The organism is Sphingomonas arabinosi (assembly GCF_036663715.1).
In the GTDB taxonomy this organism is placed as follows: Bacteria; Pseudomonadota; Alphaproteobacteria; order Sphingomonadales; family Sphingomonadaceae; genus Sphingomonas.
In genome coordinates this window covers 573,511-587,799 of sequence record NZ_JAXOJN010000002.1, presented here as the reverse complement: position 1 = coordinate 587,799, position 14,289 = coordinate 573,511, and the positions used below count along the sequence as shown (strand labels likewise).

At 64.8% G+C, this 14,289-nt stretch carries 19 protein-coding genes and 2 tRNA genes; 17 read left to right on the top strand and 4 right to left on the bottom strand.

Features of this window, described 5'->3' with window-relative positions:
• Positions 1-171: 171 nt before the first annotated feature.
• The 3 genes from U1708_RS05575 (at position 172) to U1708_RS05565 (ending at position 1,626) form a co-directional block, all read left to right on the top strand.
• Positions 172-1,320 carry an AI-2E family transporter gene (locus U1708_RS05575; RefSeq protein ID WP_248521478.1) on the top strand — a complete coding sequence of 383 codons (1,149 nt, stop codon included), beginning with the start codon at positions 172-174 and terminating at the stop codon, positions 1,318-1,320.
• Positions 1,321-1,374: 54 nt separating this feature from the next.
• A tRNA-Asp gene (locus U1708_RS05570) sits at positions 1,375-1,451 on the top strand.
• A 98-nt stretch (positions 1,452-1,549) separates the two neighbouring features.
• Positions 1,550-1,626: transfer RNA gene (locus U1708_RS05565), tRNA-Asp, on the top strand.
• Positions 1,627-1,921: 295 nt separating this feature from the next.
• Here the strand turns inward: U1708_RS05565 and U1708_RS05560 are convergent.
• The 4 genes from U1708_RS05560 to U1708_RS05545 all read right to left on the bottom strand — a co-directional run bounded on the left by U1708_RS05560 (position 1,922) and on the right by U1708_RS05545 (position 3,374).
• Positions 1,922-2,122 (bottom strand): DUF2842 domain-containing protein, encoded by a 201-nt coding sequence (locus tag U1708_RS05560; RefSeq protein ID WP_332743506.1) that lies wholly within the window; start codon positions 2,120-2,122, stop codon positions 1,922-1,924.
• Positions 2,119-2,652, bottom strand: coding sequence for a 5-formyltetrahydrofolate cyclo-ligase (locus tag U1708_RS05555; RefSeq protein ID WP_332743504.1), 534 nt, complete (start codon positions 2,650-2,652; stop codon positions 2,119-2,121). Before U1708_RS05555 ends, U1708_RS05560 begins: the two co-directional genes overlap by 4 nt.
• Before the next feature lie 201 nt (positions 2,653-2,853).
• Positions 2,854-3,162, bottom strand: coding sequence for a cell division protein ZapA (locus tag U1708_RS05550; RefSeq protein ID WP_307085681.1), 309 nt, complete (start codon positions 3,160-3,162; stop codon positions 2,854-2,856).
• Positions 3,162-3,374 carry a hypothetical protein gene (locus U1708_RS05545; protein ID WP_332743500.1) on the bottom strand — a complete coding sequence of 71 codons (213 nt, stop codon included), beginning with the start codon at positions 3,372-3,374 and terminating at the stop codon, positions 3,162-3,164. Before U1708_RS05545 ends, U1708_RS05550 begins: the two co-directional genes overlap by 1 nt.
• A gap of 145 nt (positions 3,375-3,519) precedes the next feature.
• On the opposite strand from U1708_RS05545, the gene gap reads away from it, so the two are divergent.
• From gap to U1708_RS05475, 14 genes are all read left to right on the top strand, one after another.
• A complete protein-coding gene (gene gap, locus U1708_RS05540; protein ID WP_332743498.1) occupies positions 3,520-4,530 on the top strand; it encodes a type I glyceraldehyde-3-phosphate dehydrogenase in 1,011 nt (336 codons plus the stop codon).
• 178 nt (positions 4,531-4,708) lie between these two features.
• Positions 4,709-5,119 carry an MOSC domain-containing protein gene (locus U1708_RS05535; protein ID WP_443029967.1) on the top strand — a complete coding sequence of 137 codons (411 nt, stop codon included), beginning with the start codon at positions 4,709-4,711 and terminating at the stop codon, positions 5,117-5,119.
• Entirely contained in the window at positions 5,116-6,306 is a 1,191-nt protein-coding gene (locus tag U1708_RS05530) for a phosphoglycerate kinase (protein ID WP_332743496.1), read from the top strand. The genes U1708_RS05535 and U1708_RS05530 overlap by 4 nt, the downstream gene beginning before the upstream one ends.
• Positions 6,307-6,354: 48 nt before the next feature.
• Positions 6,355-6,585 (top strand): type II toxin-antitoxin system RelB family antitoxin, encoded by a 231-nt coding sequence (relB, locus tag U1708_RS05525; RefSeq protein WP_332743494.1) that lies wholly within the window; start codon positions 6,355-6,357, stop codon positions 6,583-6,585.
• Entirely contained in the window at positions 6,582-6,911 is a 330-nt protein-coding gene (locus U1708_RS05520; protein ID WP_332743492.1) for a type II toxin-antitoxin system PemK/MazF family toxin, read from the top strand. Before relB ends, U1708_RS05520 begins: the two co-directional genes overlap by 4 nt.
• 13 nt (positions 6,912-6,924) lie before the next feature.
• A complete protein-coding gene (locus U1708_RS05515; protein ID WP_332743490.1) occupies positions 6,925-7,845 on the top strand; it encodes a class I fructose-bisphosphate aldolase in 921 nt (306 codons plus the stop codon).
• 74 nt (positions 7,846-7,919) lie between these two features.
• Positions 7,920-8,642, top strand: a complete 723-nt coding sequence (gene thiE, locus U1708_RS05510; RefSeq protein ID WP_332743488.1) for a thiamine phosphate synthase — start codon at positions 7,920-7,922, stop codon at positions 8,640-8,642.
• A 161-nt stretch (positions 8,643-8,803) separates the two neighbouring features.
• Complete coding sequence (locus U1708_RS05505; protein ID WP_443029956.1) at positions 8,804-9,814, top strand: L,D-transpeptidase family protein; 1,011 nt, start codon at positions 8,804-8,806, stop codon at positions 9,812-9,814.
• Between the two features lie 4 nt (positions 9,815-9,818).
• Positions 9,819-10,424 carry a M23 family metallopeptidase gene (locus U1708_RS05500; RefSeq protein WP_332743486.1) on the top strand — a complete coding sequence of 202 codons (606 nt, stop codon included), beginning with the start codon at positions 9,819-9,821 and terminating at the stop codon, positions 10,422-10,424.
• Between the two features lie 86 nt (positions 10,425-10,510).
• Positions 10,511-11,074: an elongation factor P gene (gene efp, locus U1708_RS05495; RefSeq protein ID WP_056482276.1), complete on the top strand. Its 564-nt coding sequence runs from the start codon at positions 10,511-10,513 to the stop codon at positions 11,072-11,074.
• Positions 11,075-11,237: 163 nt separating this feature from the next.
• Entirely contained in the window at positions 11,238-12,050 is an 813-nt protein-coding gene (locus U1708_RS05490; protein WP_056048515.1) for an inositol monophosphatase family protein, read from the top strand.
• 475 nt (positions 12,051-12,525) lie between these two features.
• Entirely contained in the window at positions 12,526-12,900 is a 375-nt protein-coding gene (locus U1708_RS05485; protein ID WP_121903273.1) for an NADH-quinone oxidoreductase subunit A, read from the top strand.
• Positions 12,891-13,439 carry a NuoB/complex I 20 kDa subunit family protein gene (locus U1708_RS05480; RefSeq protein ID WP_332743477.1) on the top strand — a complete coding sequence of 183 codons (549 nt, stop codon included), beginning with the start codon at positions 12,891-12,893 and terminating at the stop codon, positions 13,437-13,439. The genes U1708_RS05485 and U1708_RS05480 overlap by 10 nt, the downstream gene beginning before the upstream one ends.
• The gene (locus tag U1708_RS05475; protein WP_332743475.1) at positions 13,436-14,284 is read left to right on the top strand and encodes an NADH-quinone oxidoreductase subunit C; all 849 of its coding nucleotides are present in this window, start codon (positions 13,436-13,438) and stop codon (positions 14,282-14,284) included. The genes U1708_RS05480 and U1708_RS05475 overlap by 4 nt, the downstream gene beginning before the upstream one ends.
• Positions 14,285-14,289 lie beyond the last annotated feature (5 nt).

The following is a 14,289-nucleotide window of genomic DNA, read 5'->3' as shown; positions in this document are numbered from 1 at the left end:
CCGCGATTACGGGATGGGGGTGGCAAAGGAATTGCCATGACGGACGCCATGACGGGCGAGGGACTTCGCCAGGAACCGCACCAGCCACAGGGCGAGGGCGGCGCCGTTGCGGAAGGTCCGCCGGCCGAGAGTGCGTTCGGGCTGCCGATTGCGGTCGGGGTCGAGGATGCGATGCGGATCGCGCAGCGTCGCGACCGGTTGCTGGCGGCGCTGACGCTGACCGCCGGGGTCGGGCTGATCCTCGCCATCCCGTTCGCGCTGAAATCCGGCGCCGAGTTCTTCCTGCCGCTCACCATCGCGCTCGTGATCTCGGTTGCGCTCGTGCCGGTGCTGGAGTGGCTCGAGCGGCGCCATGTGCCGTCGCCGCTCGCCGCGATCCTGTGCATCCTCGTGTTCCTGATTGCCGCGAACATCGCGATCGCCGCGATTCTCGTGCCGGCGACCGATTTCTTCCGGTTGTTGCCGACGCGGTTGGACCGAATTCAGAGCAACCTCGCGCCGTTGCTCGATCTCTATTCGAGCCTCGAGAAATACGTGAACAAGACGCTGCGGCAGGTCGCATCGACGCCGATCAAGCAGCCCGCGACCGCAGGCGTCGCCGCGCCGGGATCGATCCTCGAACTCGCCGCGACTTCGGCGCCGGCGGTGATCGTGCAGTTCCTGTTCGGGGTGCTGATCGTGTTCTTCTTCCTGTCCGGCTGGACGCGGATGCGGCGGCAGACGATCACCGGGCGGACCAGCTTCGATGGCGCGATGGCGACGGCCCGCGTAATTCAGGACATCGTCGACGACGTGTCGGCGTATCTCGGCACGATCACGCTCATCAACATCGTGCTCGGGATCGTCACCGGGGTGGCGCTGTGGTTCATCGGCATGCCCTATCCGGCGATGTGGGGCGGGATCGTCGCGCTGCTCAATTACATCCCGTATTTCGGCCCGGTGATCGGCGCCTTCCTGCTCGCGCTGGGCGGGTTGATGACGTTTTCCGACATCTGGATGGCGATGCTGCCGCCGGCGCTGATGTACGGGTTGCATCTGGTCGAGGCGAACGCGATCACGCCGTTCGTCGTCGGGCACCGGCTGACGATCAGCCCGCTGCTGATCCTGATCTCGCTGAGCTTCTGGGGGTGGGTGTGGGGCACGTCCGGCGCATTGTTGGCGGTGCCGCTGCTGATCATCATCCAGACGGTCGTGAAGGCCGCTGGCAAGCCCGATATCGCCGGGTTCCTGTTCGAACACGGGACGCTAGTGCAGCCCAAAGCCGGGCGAAATCGCCGTCGCGGCGATCCGCCCGAGGCACAACGTGAAACTGGCGGATAATTTGGGTTGACGGTATCCGAACCCTCGCCTAGTTGCCGCCTCCACGCTGTTTCAGCGGGTGTAGCTCAGTTGGTTAGAGCGCCGGCCTGTCACGCCGGAGGTCGCGGGTTCGAGTCCCGTCACTCGCGCCATCGTTTGCCCTGACTGGGTAGATGGTTCGAGATTGTGTTAAGGTTTTGACGAGCCTTCCGCTGCGTCCTTCGGGACGCTAGGGTTCGTCAATGGGAATGCGGGTGTAGCTCAGTTGGTTAGAGCGCCGGCCTGTCACGCCGGAGGTCGCGGGTTCGAGTCCCGTCACTCGCGCCACCCCGATCGGGTGGCCGAGACCCTTCATGAATTATCGAGTGCTGCGAGCATTCCGTTCCGTAGATAATTCGGAACCATTTACCCATTCGGTTCGTGCTGAGTAGAGACCGGGTAGCTTCGCAAGACGCGTATCGAGGGCTCGTATCGAAGCATCGGTTCCGCGCGCCAACCTGCCCTTCGATACGCCCTCTCGATACGCCGCTGCGCGACTACTCGACGGCTACTCACGACGAACGGTAGAAGTTTAGGGGGCAAGCGGAGCGTATCGGCTCATGGAGCCGACATGCGGGCTGGGTTACCGCCCGAGTTCCATCCAGCGCAGCACCGGCTTCAACGGTGCGATCCAGATCAGGCCGGTGAACACGTAGAACACGAGTTGCGCTAGCCAGTGCCAGCTGCCGACGATGTTCGACAAACTGACGATCGCCACGCACCACACCAGGATCAGGAGCAGGATGCCGAGCATTCCTACGGGTTTGCGCCAGGTTGGCGTCATGGCGTGATCCATTCGAGTTCGGTGGCAATGGCGTGGAGCGGGACGTCCCACGGATCTGGGGTGAGGCTATCGACCTGCTGCACCGACAGTGCAATGCCGACGCGCCAGGCGTTCGGGTGCGCGAGGAAGGCGCGGTCGTAATAGCCGGCGCCCTGGCCGATTCGGTTGCCGCGGTTATCGAAGCCGACGAGCGGCGTCAGGATGATGTCGGGTTCGAGTTCGGCGGCGTCCGACGCGGGCTGGTGAAGACCGAACGGTCCGGCTATCAGCGCCGCCTCGGTCGCCCACGACAGGAAGCGCATCGGCAGCGACCGGCGGACGACATGGGGCAGGGCGATTACGCAGCCGGCGTCGACGGCGGCGCGTGCGAACGGTGACGGATCGGCCTCGCCGCCGAACGGGACATAGGATGCGACCGTCAGTCCGGGTTTCAACCGAGCCAGAAACGCGGACGGCACGGGAATTTCGACGGGCGGGCGCGCTTCGCGGGCGGCGCGCAACGAGGCTCTCAGCGCGCTCTTGCCGGTCATGCGCAGGAAACCTCGCAATGGGGTGAAGGTGGTGTGGCGGGCCCACCATGGCCGTGTGCCGGGTTATCCACTGACGCACGGTACGTCAGGTGGGGACCATATGCTTCGGACCAGGATCCTAACAGGGACAGCCCCCTATGGATGATGAATAGCCTCAGGGATAATAAAGGCTCGTACCGGGCAGAACCCGCCAAGCCCAATCTAGGCGCTCGGCGGGCTCAGCTCAAGGGCTTCCGCGAGTCCTTCGAGACGATCCGCGATCCGGGTGAGCGCGATCTCGCTGACGGCTGAGCCCTCGGGCGGGCGATGAGCGGCTTCGTCGAGGTCGTCGGCGAGCATCAGCGCCACGAACAGCATCGCGCGTTCGGCGCTGAGACCGCCTGCGGCACGGTCCGCGGTCGGCCAGCGCTCGGCGAGCATCGCGCCCAGCAGGCGGACGCGCGACTCTTCGCCGTCGCGGCAGGCGACGGCGTGCGGTCGGCCGCCGATATCGAGCATGACCTGTGCCATCAGTTGGGACTCCCGCGGGTGATCACATCGTCGAGCGCCGCGACGGCTTCGGCCATCCGTGCTTTCAGCGCGGCGTGGCGTTTGGCGAGGGAATCGCTGCTGCGCGCACGAGCGGTGATCGCGGCTTCGATCCGCGCGATCGCTGCGTCGATCCGGTTCACCGCCGCATTGTCCGGGGTCGTCTCGGAAGTCGTGTCTGGAGTATCTGGCATGATGGTCGAGATAGCATGGCCGGAACACGCGACAAGCCGGTTTCGCCCCTCGGGTCCGCGATCCACGGTGTTGACAGGGCGCCCCACCGCCCCGCAAAGGCTGCGCGCCCGGAACGGACTCGCGGGCGTTAGCGGAGATACGGCAATGACGGTCAAGGTTGCGATCAACGGTTTCGGGCGCATCGGCCGTCTCGTCGCCCGCGCGGTACTCGAACAGTCGAATGGCGCACTCGAACTCGTCGCGATCAACGATCTCGGCGACGCCAAGTCGAACGCCTGGCTGTTCAAGCGCGACAGCGTCCACGGCAAATATCCGGGCGACGTGTCGGCCGAGGGCAATGAGCTGGTCGTCGACGGCAAGCGCATCCGCGTCACCGCCGAGCGTGACCCGGCCAACCTGCCGCACAAGGAACTGGGCGTCGACATCGTCCTCGAATGCACCGGCTTCTTCACCGACAAGGCGAGCTGCCAGAAGCATCTCGATGCCGGCGCGAAGAAGGTGCTGATCTCGGCACCGGGCAAGAACGTCGACCTGACCGTCGTCTACGGCGTCAACCACGACAAGCTGACCGCCGAGCACACGATCGTCTCTAACGCGTCGTGCACGACCAACTGTCTCGCCCCGGTCGCCAAGGTGCTGAACGATGCGATCGGTATCGAGCGGGGGCTGATGACGACGATCCACGCCTACACCAACGACCAGAAGATCCTTGACCAGATCCACCCCGACCTGCGGCGCGCGCGTGCTGCGGCGATGTCGATGATTCCGACCACCACGGGGGCAGCACGCGCCGTCGCCGAAGTGTTGCCGGAGCTCAAGGGCAAGCTCGACGGTTCGGCGATCCGCGTGCCGGTGCCGGATGTTTCACTGATCGACCTGACCTTCACGCCGTCGCGCGATACGACGCGTGAAGAGGTGAATGCGGTGCTGAAGGCGGCCTCCGAGAGCGGCCCGTTGGTCGGCGTGCTCGACTGGTCGGACGAGCCGCTCGTCTCGATCGATCTCCAGCATACGCCGGCCTCGTCGACGATCGATAGCCTGGAGACCGCGGTGATCGACGGCAAGCTGGTCCGTGTCGTCAGCTGGTACGACAACGAATGGGGCTTCTCTAACCGCATGGTCGATACGGCCACGGCGATGGCAAAGTTCATCTAAGCCTACGATTCATGCGCTCCCTCTTCCGTTCACTTCGAGAGCAGTCGAGAAGTCGTCGCCCGTGACCGCTGGTGTTTCGACTGCGCTCGATACGAACGGGGAGGGGGCGGACGCTCAGGCCTGCGAGATGGTGGGCACAATCGCCGGGATCGCCCGTCACCCCCGCGCGAAGGCGCCGATGGAGGTCATCGACCATGTCGAGATCACCATCGAGGCTGGTCTGCACGGCGACTTCCGCGGCTACGTGAAGCCCGGCGGCAAGGGACGGCGTCAGGTCACGCTGCTCGAACGCGGCGACTGGGCGGCGGCGATGGCCGAGGTGGGTCACGATATTCCGTGGTACCAACGCCGCGCGAACCTGCTGGTCGACGGCTTCGACCTGCCCCAGATACCCGGCACCCGTCTTCGCATCGGTGCGGACGTCGTGCTGGAGGTGACGCGCCACACCGATCCGTGCGAACGCATGGAGGCACTGGCGCCAGGATTGTTCGCCGCGCTGACGCCCGACTGGCGCGGCGGGGCGTGTACCCGAGTTTTGATGGGCGGCAGTATCGCCGTCGGTGATGAGATCAGGATCGAAGAACCATGAGCAAGCCATTCAAGACGCTGGATGATATGGGCGACGTTCGCGGCAAGCGGGTGCTCGTCCGCGAAGACCTGAACGTGCCGATGGCCGAGGGACACGTGACCGACGACACCCGCCTGCGCGCGACGATCGCGACGGTCGGCGAGCTGGCCGACAAGGGCGCGATCGTCCTCGTCCTCGCGCATTTCGGCCGTCCGAAGGGCGTGCCGAGCCCGGAGTTCTCGCTGTCGCAGGTCGTGAAGCCGTACAGCGAAGTGCTCGGCCGCGAAGTTCGCTACGTCGACTGGGAGGGCGCCGAGGACGCGGTCGCGACGGTCGAGCCCGGCGACATAGCGGTACTGGAGAATACGCGGTTCTTCGGCGGCGAAGAGAAGAACGACCCGGCGGTGGTCCAGCGTTTCGCTCGCCTCGGCGACCTGTATGTCAACGATGCGTTCTCTGCCGCACACCGCGCACACGCCTCGACCGAGGGGCTCGCCCATGTTCTCCCGGCCTATGCGGGTCGCGCGATGGAAGCCGAACTCGACGCGCTCCAGAAGGCACTTGGCGAGCCCGAGCATCCGGTCGCGGCTGTCGTTGGCGGCGCCAAGGTGTCGTCGAAGCTCGACGTGCTGCGTCACCTTGTCACCAAGGTGGATCACCTGATCATCGGTGGCGGCATGGCCAACACCTTCCTCGCCGCGCGCGGCGTCGATGTCGGTAAAAGCCTGTGTGAGCATGAGCTTGCGAGCGTTTGCGAACAGATCATGGAAGCTGCGGACAAGGCGAACTGCACGGTCCACCTGCCGTACGATGTGGTGGTCGCCAAGGAATTCAAGCCGAACCCCGCCACCCGCACCGTCAACGTCCACGAAGTCGCTGCCGACGAGATGATCCTCGACGTCGGCCCCGCCGCGGTCGAGTCGCTCGGCGACGTGCTCAAGAATTGCCGCACGCTGGTCTGGAACGGGCCGCTCGGCGCATTCGAGACGGTGCCGTTCGACAAGGCAACCGTCGCCCTCGCCAAGACCGCAGCGGCCCTCACCGAGGGCGGTTCGCTCGTCTCGGTCGCCGGCGGCGGCGATACGGTTGCGGCGCTCAACCACGCCGGCGTCGCGGACGCGTTCACGTTCGTCTCGACCGCAGGTGGCGCGTTCCTGGAATGGATGGAAGGCAAGACGCTCCCCGGGGTCGCCGCGCTCCACGGTTGAAATGCGCGGGCATCCGAGCTATGTTTAACATGTTAAACGGAGACTCGGATGCTCGGCGTCAGGCTCGATAGCGAACTCGAAGAACGCCTCGCGGCGGTTGCGCGCACCCAAGGGCGCAGCAAGAGCGATATCGCGCGCGAAGCCGTGCGTCGGTATGTCGAGCGCCACGACGAGGCATTCCTGGCGGAGGCACGGCGTCAGTCGCTAGCCGCTGCCGCGCAGGATCGACGCGCGATCGACGAAGACTGGGACGTGATGATCGCGGCGTTCCCCGCATGAAACTCACGCGGGGCATGGTCGTGGTGGGAACCGGAAAGGGGGACTCCTCCCGGACGCCGCGACCATTTATCGTCGTCCAGTCAGACGTGTTCGCGGATCATGCGACGGTCTCTCTGTGTCCACTGACGAGCGTCATTAGCGGCACAAACCTCTTCCGCGTGTCGCTCGGGGCATCGCCAGAGACCGGCCTCGCTCGCGACAGCGAGATTCAGGTCGACAAGCTCGATACGCTCGACCGCAACGCGATTGTAAAAACTATCGGTACGATACCCATCACCACCATGACCCGGGTCGACGACGCGCTGCGCCGTTGGCTTGAACTCTAAGACAGGATTCAAAATGACCTCAACAATCACTCCGCAAGTCAAAACCATCCTCGACAAATACGAGGCCACCAGCTCGGCGGTGAAGGCGAACCTCGCACGCATCCTGATGCAGGGCAAGCTCGGCGGCACCGGCAAGCTCGTCATCCTGCCGGTCGATCAGGGCTTCGAGCATGGCCCGGCGCGCAGCTTTTCGGTGAACCCGCCCGCGTACGACCCGCATTACCACTACCAGCTCGCGATCGATGCGGGGCTAAGCGCCTATGCGGCGCCGCTCGGCATGCTCGAAGCGGGCGCCGATACGTTTGCGGGCCAGATCCCGACGATCCTGAAGTGCAACAGCTCGAACAGCTGGGCGACTTCAATCGACCAGGCGGTGACCGCGACCGTGTCGGACGCGGTACGGCTGGGGTCGGCGGCGATCGGCTTCACGATCTATCCGGGTGCGGACCAGTTCTTCGACCTCGTCGAGGAGATCCGTGAGCTCAGCGAAGAGGCCAAGTCGGTCGGCATCGCGACGGTGATCTGGTCCTATCCGCGCGGCGGCGAGCTGACCAAGGACGGCGAACTCGCGCTCGACGTGGGCGCCTATGCCGCGCACATGGCCGCGCTGCTGGGCGCACACGTCATCAAGACCAAGCTCCCGACCGCGCATATCGAGCAGAAGGAAGCCAAGCCGCTCTACGCGAGCACCGACTGGTCGAAGCAGTCGGACCGCGTGAAGCACGTCGTCCAGTCGAGCTTCGCCGGGCGTCGCATCAACGTCTTTTCGGGTGGCGCGTCGAAGGGCGAGGACGCGATCTTCCAGGATGCGCGCGACATCCGTGACGGCGGCGGCAACGGCTCGATCATCGGCCGCAACACCTTCCAGCGCCCCCGCGACGAGGCACTGGCGATGCTCGACCGGATCATCCGCATCTACAAGAACGAAGAATAAGCGGCATCCTGCACGCTCGTCACCCCGCTACGCGCCGGGGTGACGAGCGCGGCATGGCAGGCTAGGGGGCGGACATGACCGAATTCGAAGATCCGCTGGGCCCGCTCGATCCCAATTTCGCCGAGAATTTTCGCCGCGACATGCGTCGGCCGCCGTGCCAGTTGTATCTGGTGTCGCCGTTGGATGTCGGGGGCGACTTTCCCGAGCGTCTCGCACGGGCGCTAGATGCGGGCCCGGTTGCCGCGTTCCAGTTCCGCGTGAAGGATATCGACCAGCATGCCGCGGCCGCGCTTGGCGAGCTGTTGCGCGCGATCTGCGCCGAGCGCGATGTCGCGTTCATCGTCAACGACGATATCGGTCTCGCCAAGCGGCTCGACGCGGACGGCGTGCATCTCGGGCAGGACGATGGCGATCCGCGCGAGGCGCGCGCGCAGCTCGGGCCCAATGCGCAGATCGGCGTGAGCTGCCACGGCAGCCGCCATCTCGCGATGGAAGCGGGCGAGGCGGGGGCCGACTACGTCGCGTTCGGCGCCTTCTATCCAACCACGACGAAGGTCGCGACGCATACCGCCGAGCCGGTTATCCTGTCCTGGTGGTCGACTCTGTTCGAGATGCCCTGCGTCGCGATCGGTGGCATCACGCCGGAGAACGCCGCGCCGCTCATCGCGGCCGGGGCGGATTTCATCGCCGTGTCGGGCGCCGTTTGGGGTGGCGACGAGGTCGCAACGATGAAGGCGTTCGGCGAGCTTCTCGCCAAGCGCGAACCCAAGGAACGAAACACCCCGCCGTCATCCTGACGAAAGTCAGGATCCAGAGTACCAAATGTCGCCCTTTCGTGGCTCTGGATCCTGACTTTCGTCAGGATGACGGGAGTGGGACGACAAGGGGGCCGGCGGAACGGAAACAACCGTCGTCCCGACCGTTTGATGCAGAAGCGTAACGGTTTGGGATGACGGGCATGACGGCATTTGTGAAGGCTTCGGTTCTTGTAGCGGGTCTGTTCGGCATGGCGTCACCAGCGCTTGCGCAGACGTCCCCGGCAAAGTCCGTACCGATCGACCGCAACATTCTCCACGTGCAGGTGATCCTCGATCATCTCGGCTTCGGACCGGGCGTGCTCGACGGGCGTGGCGGGCAATCGCTGGTCGCGGCGTTGAAGGGGTTCCAAGAGGCTAAGGGCCTGCCGATCACCGGCAAGTCCGATGCCCGGACGCTGCAGGCGCTGTACCCGTATCGCGCCGCTCGGCCGACGGTGACGGTCGCGTTGACGCCGCAGATGCTTGCCGGCCCGTACATCAATCCGCTGCCGAAGGATCCGGCAAAGCAGGCCGAACTGCCGACGATCGGCTATCGCTCGGTCATGGAGAAGCTGGGTGAGATGTTCCACACCACGCCCGCGGTCATCCTGGCGCTGAACTCGCCGACGACGATGCTGACGCCCGGCACAAAGGTCGTGTTCCCGAACGCCTTGCCGACATCGCGCGCTTACGACGCCAAGTACCGGCCCGATTGGGTCGCGACCCTCAACATGCTGAACGTCGATGCGAAGCAACCGCAAGCGGATCATGTCGTCGTCGACAAGTCCGACGGCGTGCTCCGCGTGCTCGACGCGAACGACAAGCTGATCGCGCAGTTTTCCGCGACTATGGGGTCGAGCCATGATCCGCTGCCGCTCGGGAGGTGGACGATAAAGGGCTCCGACTACAATCCGAAGTTCCATTTCAACCCTGCGCTGTTCTGGGATGCCAAGAAGGGGCAGCAGAAGGAAATGCTGCCGCCGGGTCCGAACGGTCCGGTCGGGGTTGTCTGGATGGACCTGGCGAAGGATCATTACGGCATTCACGGCACGCCGAACCCGGAGACGATCGGGCGCGCGGAGAGCCATGGCTGTATCCGCCTGACCAACTGGGATGCGGCGCGACTGTCGATGATGATCAAGCCGGGGACCAAGGCGGTCTTCCAGGCATAAGGCGATGACGCGGACGTTCTGGATCATTCTAGGGTTGATCGTTGTCGTCGCGGGCGGATTTGCGTCGATGGTGTCGTTCGGCAGCAGCGGTAGCGGCGTCGAGCGGAGGGTGCCGTGGCGCAAGCCTGCGCCACCTGTCAAGGTCGCCGCCGTTTCCGTGACGCCCGGGGCTCTGGCCGTTCCGGTCGCCGGTGTTCCGCGGAAGGCGATCGCGGATAGCTGGAACGACGCGCGGGGCGGCGGCCTCCGCGGCCATCATGGGACGGACATCATGGCGGCGGGCGGCACGCCGGTCGTCGCCGCCGCGCCGGGCCGGATTGAGAAGCTGTTCCAGAGCGGCCTGGGCGGGATTACGCTCTACGTACGTTCGCCCGATCGGCGCTGGACCTATTACTACGCGCACCTTGCCGGGTACGCGGACGGCATTCGCGAAGGCCTCGCGGTAAAGGCGGGCGACACACTCGGCTATGTCGGCGATACCGGCGATGCGGGAGCGGGCAACTACCACCTGCATTTCGGGCTGACGAGGATGCAGCAGGGCGAGCGCTGGTACCAGGGCGAGAACGTGAACCCGTACCCGCTGCTTGCCGGACGCGAGCGCGCCCGCTAAAGCCCGCCGCTTCGGGTTTTCGCAGAGCCAGGCCTCAAGGCCAGGCTTCGCGGACGGCCCCTAGCTCTTTCCAGCAGGAATCGGTCATGAAGATCAACGCGGTCGAGATTCGTCCCGGCAACATCCTCGAATATGAGGGCGGCATCTGGCGCGCCGTCAAGATTCAGCACACTCAGCCAGGCAAGGGCGGTGCTTATATGCAGGTCGAGATGAAGAACCTCATCGACGGCCGCAAGAACAACACCCGCTTCCGCTCCGCCGAGAGCGTCGAGAAGGTGCGGCTCGAGACCGTCGACTTCCAGTTCCTGTTCCGCGAAGGCGACATGCTCACCTTCATGGACAAGATCAATTACGAGCAGATTTCGCTCGACGCGGACATCCTGGGCGACGCCGCGGCGTTCCTGCAGGACGGCATGGACGTGGTGATGGAGCTCTGGGAAGAGCGACCGATATCGGTCCAGCTTCCCGACACGATCGAGGCGTTGATCGTCGAGGCGGATGCCGTCGTGAAGGGCCAGACCGCATCGTCGAGCTACAAGCCCGCGGTGCTGGAGAACGGCGTACGCGTGATGGTGCCGCCGCACATCGGCGCCGGAACGCGGATCGTCGTCGATGTGTACGAGCAGACTTATGTAAGGCGCGCAGACTAAAATCTGCTTCCCCTCCCGCAAGCGGGAGGGGGCCGGGGGGTGGGCGCCCGCCCTCCACGTCGCGCAACCTATATGGCGCGAACGACTTCTACGTTGCGCGACGATGATAGCGCGAGCCCACCCCCGGCCCCTCCCGCATGCGGGAGGGGGGAGTTAAATTAAAATGCCCAGCCATTCCGGCATCATGACCGTCATCGAGCGCGCCGCCCGCAAGGCTGCACCGCGCCTGCGCCGCGATTTCAACGAGGTCCAGCAGCTTCAGGTGAGCCGGAAGGGTCCGGCCGACTTCGTCAGCCAGGCCGATCAGCGCGCCGAGCAGACGATCTTCGAAGAGCTCAGCCACGCCCGTCCCGATTGGGGCATGCTCATGGAGGAGCGCGGGGAGGTCGAGGGTGATCCGAACAAACCGCGCTTCATCGTCGATCCGCTCGATGGCACGTCGAACTTCCTCCACGGCATCCCGCATTTCTGCATCTCGATCGCGGTCGAAGAGCCGATGCCGAACGGCAAGCGCGAGGTTACGACCGCTCTGGTATACCAGCCGCTGACCGACGAGAGCTTCTGGGCCGAGAAGGGCCGGGGCGCTTGGCTGACCGACCAGCGCCTGCGCGTGTCGTCGCGGCGCGATCTGTCCGAATCGCTGATCGCCACCGGGATCCCGTTCCTCGGCCATGGCGACTTCGCACAGTGGAGCCGGATCTTCGGCGCGGTCGCACCTGAGGTCGCCGGTATCCGTCGCCTCGGTGCTGCGGCCCTCGATCTGGCATGGCTCGCGGCCGGCCGGTTCGACGGCTTCTGGGAATCGAACCTGAAGCCTTGGGACGTCGCGGCCGGCATGCTGCTGGTGAAGGAAGCCGGCGGTTTCGTTACCGACTTCCGTGGCGGCGATCGTGCGATGGAGCGTAATGAGTTTCTTGCGGCTAACGATGCGCTGCATTCGCGACTGCATAAGCTGGTGGCCGGCGCGCTGCGCTAAGGCCGACGGACCGTAACGACGGTTTCAAGGCGGGTTGGCTTCTTCGTCCGTCATGCTGACGAAAGTCAGGATCCAGGGTTCCAAACGGCAACTTTCGTGGCCCTGGATCCTGACGTTCGTCAGCATGACGGGCAGTGGGGGCGCCAATCCGCTTGGAGCGGTAGCATTCCCCGCGAAGGCGGGGATCCAGACTGGGCTCTTGCCTTCGCGGGAGAACAAGGAAGAGAGGGTTGTCGTTCGGAGGCGGTCTCATCGTTCCTTTAGGGGTGCACGCCGAAACGTCCGAGGCGACGGATCAAGATCAGGGACGAAGCCGTCATCGCCGACCGCGGCATGCGCACGCGCATCAAGTAACGCATGTTTCCTGCCACCCCGTCTCTCGTGTTGCGAGTGATTCTCACACCCTCCTAGCCTTGCCCCGAACCCCCCATCGGCCTAAAGCGGCCCCGTTCCGTTCGCACTTGCGAGAAGCAATTTGGTCGACCTGTCGCACTATCTTCCGATCCTCCTGTTCCTCGGGGTCGCCATCGCATTGTCGAGCACGTTCGTGTTCCTGCCGATGGCTGTCTCGCGCCTCACCGGATCGCACAAGCCTACGCCCGAGAAGCTTAGCGAATACGAGTGCGGCTTCCCCGCATTCGAAGATCCGCGCAGCCAGTTCGACGTTCGCTTCTACCTGATCGCCATCCTCTTCATCATCTTCGATCTTGAGGCCGCGTTCCTGTATCCCTGGGCCGTCTCGGTCTTCACGCTCGGCTGGACGGCGTGGATTTCGATGATGATCTTTATCGGCGAATTGGCTCTTGGCCTCGTCTACGCATGGAAGAAGGGAGCACTCGATTGGGAGTAGAGCTTCAGCCGTCGCCCGGTGCCGGCAGTTCGCTGGTGCCGCCCGACCAGGGCTTTTTCGATAGCCTCAACGGCGAACTGACCGACAAGGGTTTCCTGGTCACGTCGACCGAAGACTTGTTCCAGTGGGCCCGCACCGGCTCGCTGTGGTGGATGACGTTCGGGCTCGCATGCTGTGCGGTCGAGATGATCCACGTCAACATGCCGCGCTACGACCTGGAGCGCTTCGGCGCCGCGCCGCGCGCATCTCCGCGTCAGTCGGACGTGATGATCGTCGCCGGCACGCTCTGCAACAAGATGGCGCCTGCGCTGCGCAAGGTCTACGACCAGATGTCGGAGCCGAAGTACGTGATCTCGATGGGATCGTGCGCGAACGGCGGCGGCTATTATCATTACAGCTACAGCGTCGTCCGTGGTTGCGACCGGATCGTGCCGGTGGACATCTACGTCCCCGGGTGCCCGCCGACGGCTGAGGCGCTGCTGTACGGCATCATGCAGTTGCAGCGGAAGATCCGGCGGTCCGGGAGCATCGAGCGTTGAGGGCTCCCGCACCCGCTTATGCGTCGAACGACGGCGTGATCGACACGGCGCGCGCCGCGCTTGGTGGAATGCTGCTCGATGCGGTCGACCATGTCGGCGAAGTCGCGCTACACGTTCGTCGCGAAGACCTGTATGACGCGATGATCGCGTTGCGCGACACGCCGGGGCTTGCCTACCAGCAGCTCATGGAGATCGCCGGCGTCGACTATCCGGATCGCCCCGAGCGGTTCGAGGTCGTCTATTGCATGCTGTCGCTGACGCGGAACCACCGCTTGCGCGTGCATGTCGCGACCGACGAGGAAAAGCCGGTGCCGTCGGTGACGGACATCTGGCCGGTCGCCGGCTGGCTGGAGCGCGAAGTATATGACATGTACGGCGTGCTGTTCAGCGGCAACCCGGACCTGCGGCGCATCCTAACCGATTACGGCTTCCGCGGTCATCCGCAGCGTAAGGACTTCCCGCTGACCGGGTATGTCGAGCTGCGCTATTCGGAAGAGTCGAAGCGCGTCGTGTACGAGCCGGTGCAGCTCGCGCAGGATTTCCGGACGTTCGATTTCATGAGCCCGTGGGAAGGTGCCGAATACGTGCTGCCCGGCGACGAGAAGGGCGCGCTGCCCGAGGCCAAGGGCGCACCTACGCCTCTCAAGGCTGATGCGATCGTCAAGGCCGATGCGACCCAGAGCGCGACCAAGGCGCCGGACGCACCGAGCGAGTCCTATGCCAAGAAGGACGCGCGAGGGACGGCGCAAACCGGTTCGGGTGACGCCAATGCTGGCAACCAAAAGCAGGACAAGCCCGTGGAGTCGGATGTCATCCCGACCAAGGGCGGAGGACAGAACCAGTGAGTCTG

Excerpts from the sequence above, each read along its gene's own strand:
- U1708_RS05490 (WP_056048515.1), top strand. The coding sequence starts at position 11,238 with ATGCCCAGCCATTCCGGCATCATGACCGTCATCGAGCGCGCCGCCCGC.
- U1708_RS05530 (WP_332743496.1), top strand. The coding sequence starts at position 5,116 with ATGAGCAAGCCATTCAAGACGCTGGATGATATGGGCGACGTTCGCGGC.
- relB (WP_332743494.1), top strand. The coding sequence starts at position 6,355 with ATGCTCGGCGTCAGGCTCGATAGCGAACTCGAAGAACGCCTCGCGGCG.
- U1708_RS05520 (WP_332743492.1), top strand. The coding sequence starts at position 6,582 with ATGAAACTCACGCGGGGCATGGTCGTGGTGGGAACCGGAAAGGGGGAC.
- thiE (WP_332743488.1), top strand. The coding sequence starts at position 7,920 with ATGACCGAATTCGAAGATCCGCTGGGCCCGCTCGATCCCAATTTCGCC.
- U1708_RS05560 (WP_332743506.1), bottom strand. The coding sequence starts at position 2,122 with ATGACGCCAACCTGGCGCAAACCCGTAGGAATGCTCGGCATCCTGCTC.
- efp (WP_056482276.1), top strand. The coding sequence starts at position 10,511 with ATGAAGATCAACGCGGTCGAGATTCGTCCCGGCAACATCCTCGAATAT.
- gap (WP_332743498.1), top strand. The coding sequence starts at position 3,520 with ATGACGGTCAAGGTTGCGATCAACGGTTTCGGGCGCATCGGCCGTCTC.
- U1708_RS05500 (WP_332743486.1), top strand. The coding sequence starts at position 9,819 with ATGACGCGGACGTTCTGGATCATTCTAGGGTTGATCGTTGTCGTCGCG.
- U1708_RS05550 (WP_307085681.1), bottom strand. The coding sequence starts at position 3,162 with ATGGCACAGGTCATGCTCGATATCGGCGGCCGACCGCACGCCGTCGCC.
- U1708_RS05505 (WP_443029956.1), top strand. The coding sequence starts at position 8,804 with ATGACGGCATTTGTGAAGGCTTCGGTTCTTGTAGCGGGTCTGTTCGGC.
- U1708_RS05555 (WP_332743504.1), bottom strand. The coding sequence starts at position 2,652 with ATGACCGGCAAGAGCGCGCTGAGAGCCTCGTTGCGCGCCGCCCGCGAA.
- U1708_RS05545 (WP_332743500.1), bottom strand. The coding sequence starts at position 3,374 with ATGCCAGATACTCCAGACACGACTTCCGAGACGACCCCGGACAATGCG.
- U1708_RS05575 (WP_248521478.1), top strand. The coding sequence starts at position 172 with ATGCGGATCGCGCAGCGTCGCGACCGGTTGCTGGCGGCGCTGACGCTG.
- U1708_RS05535 (WP_443029967.1), top strand. The coding sequence starts at position 4,709 with ATGGAGGTCATCGACCATGTCGAGATCACCATCGAGGCTGGTCTGCAC.
- U1708_RS05515 (WP_332743490.1), top strand. The coding sequence starts at position 6,925 with ATGACCTCAACAATCACTCCGCAAGTCAAAACCATCCTCGACAAATAC.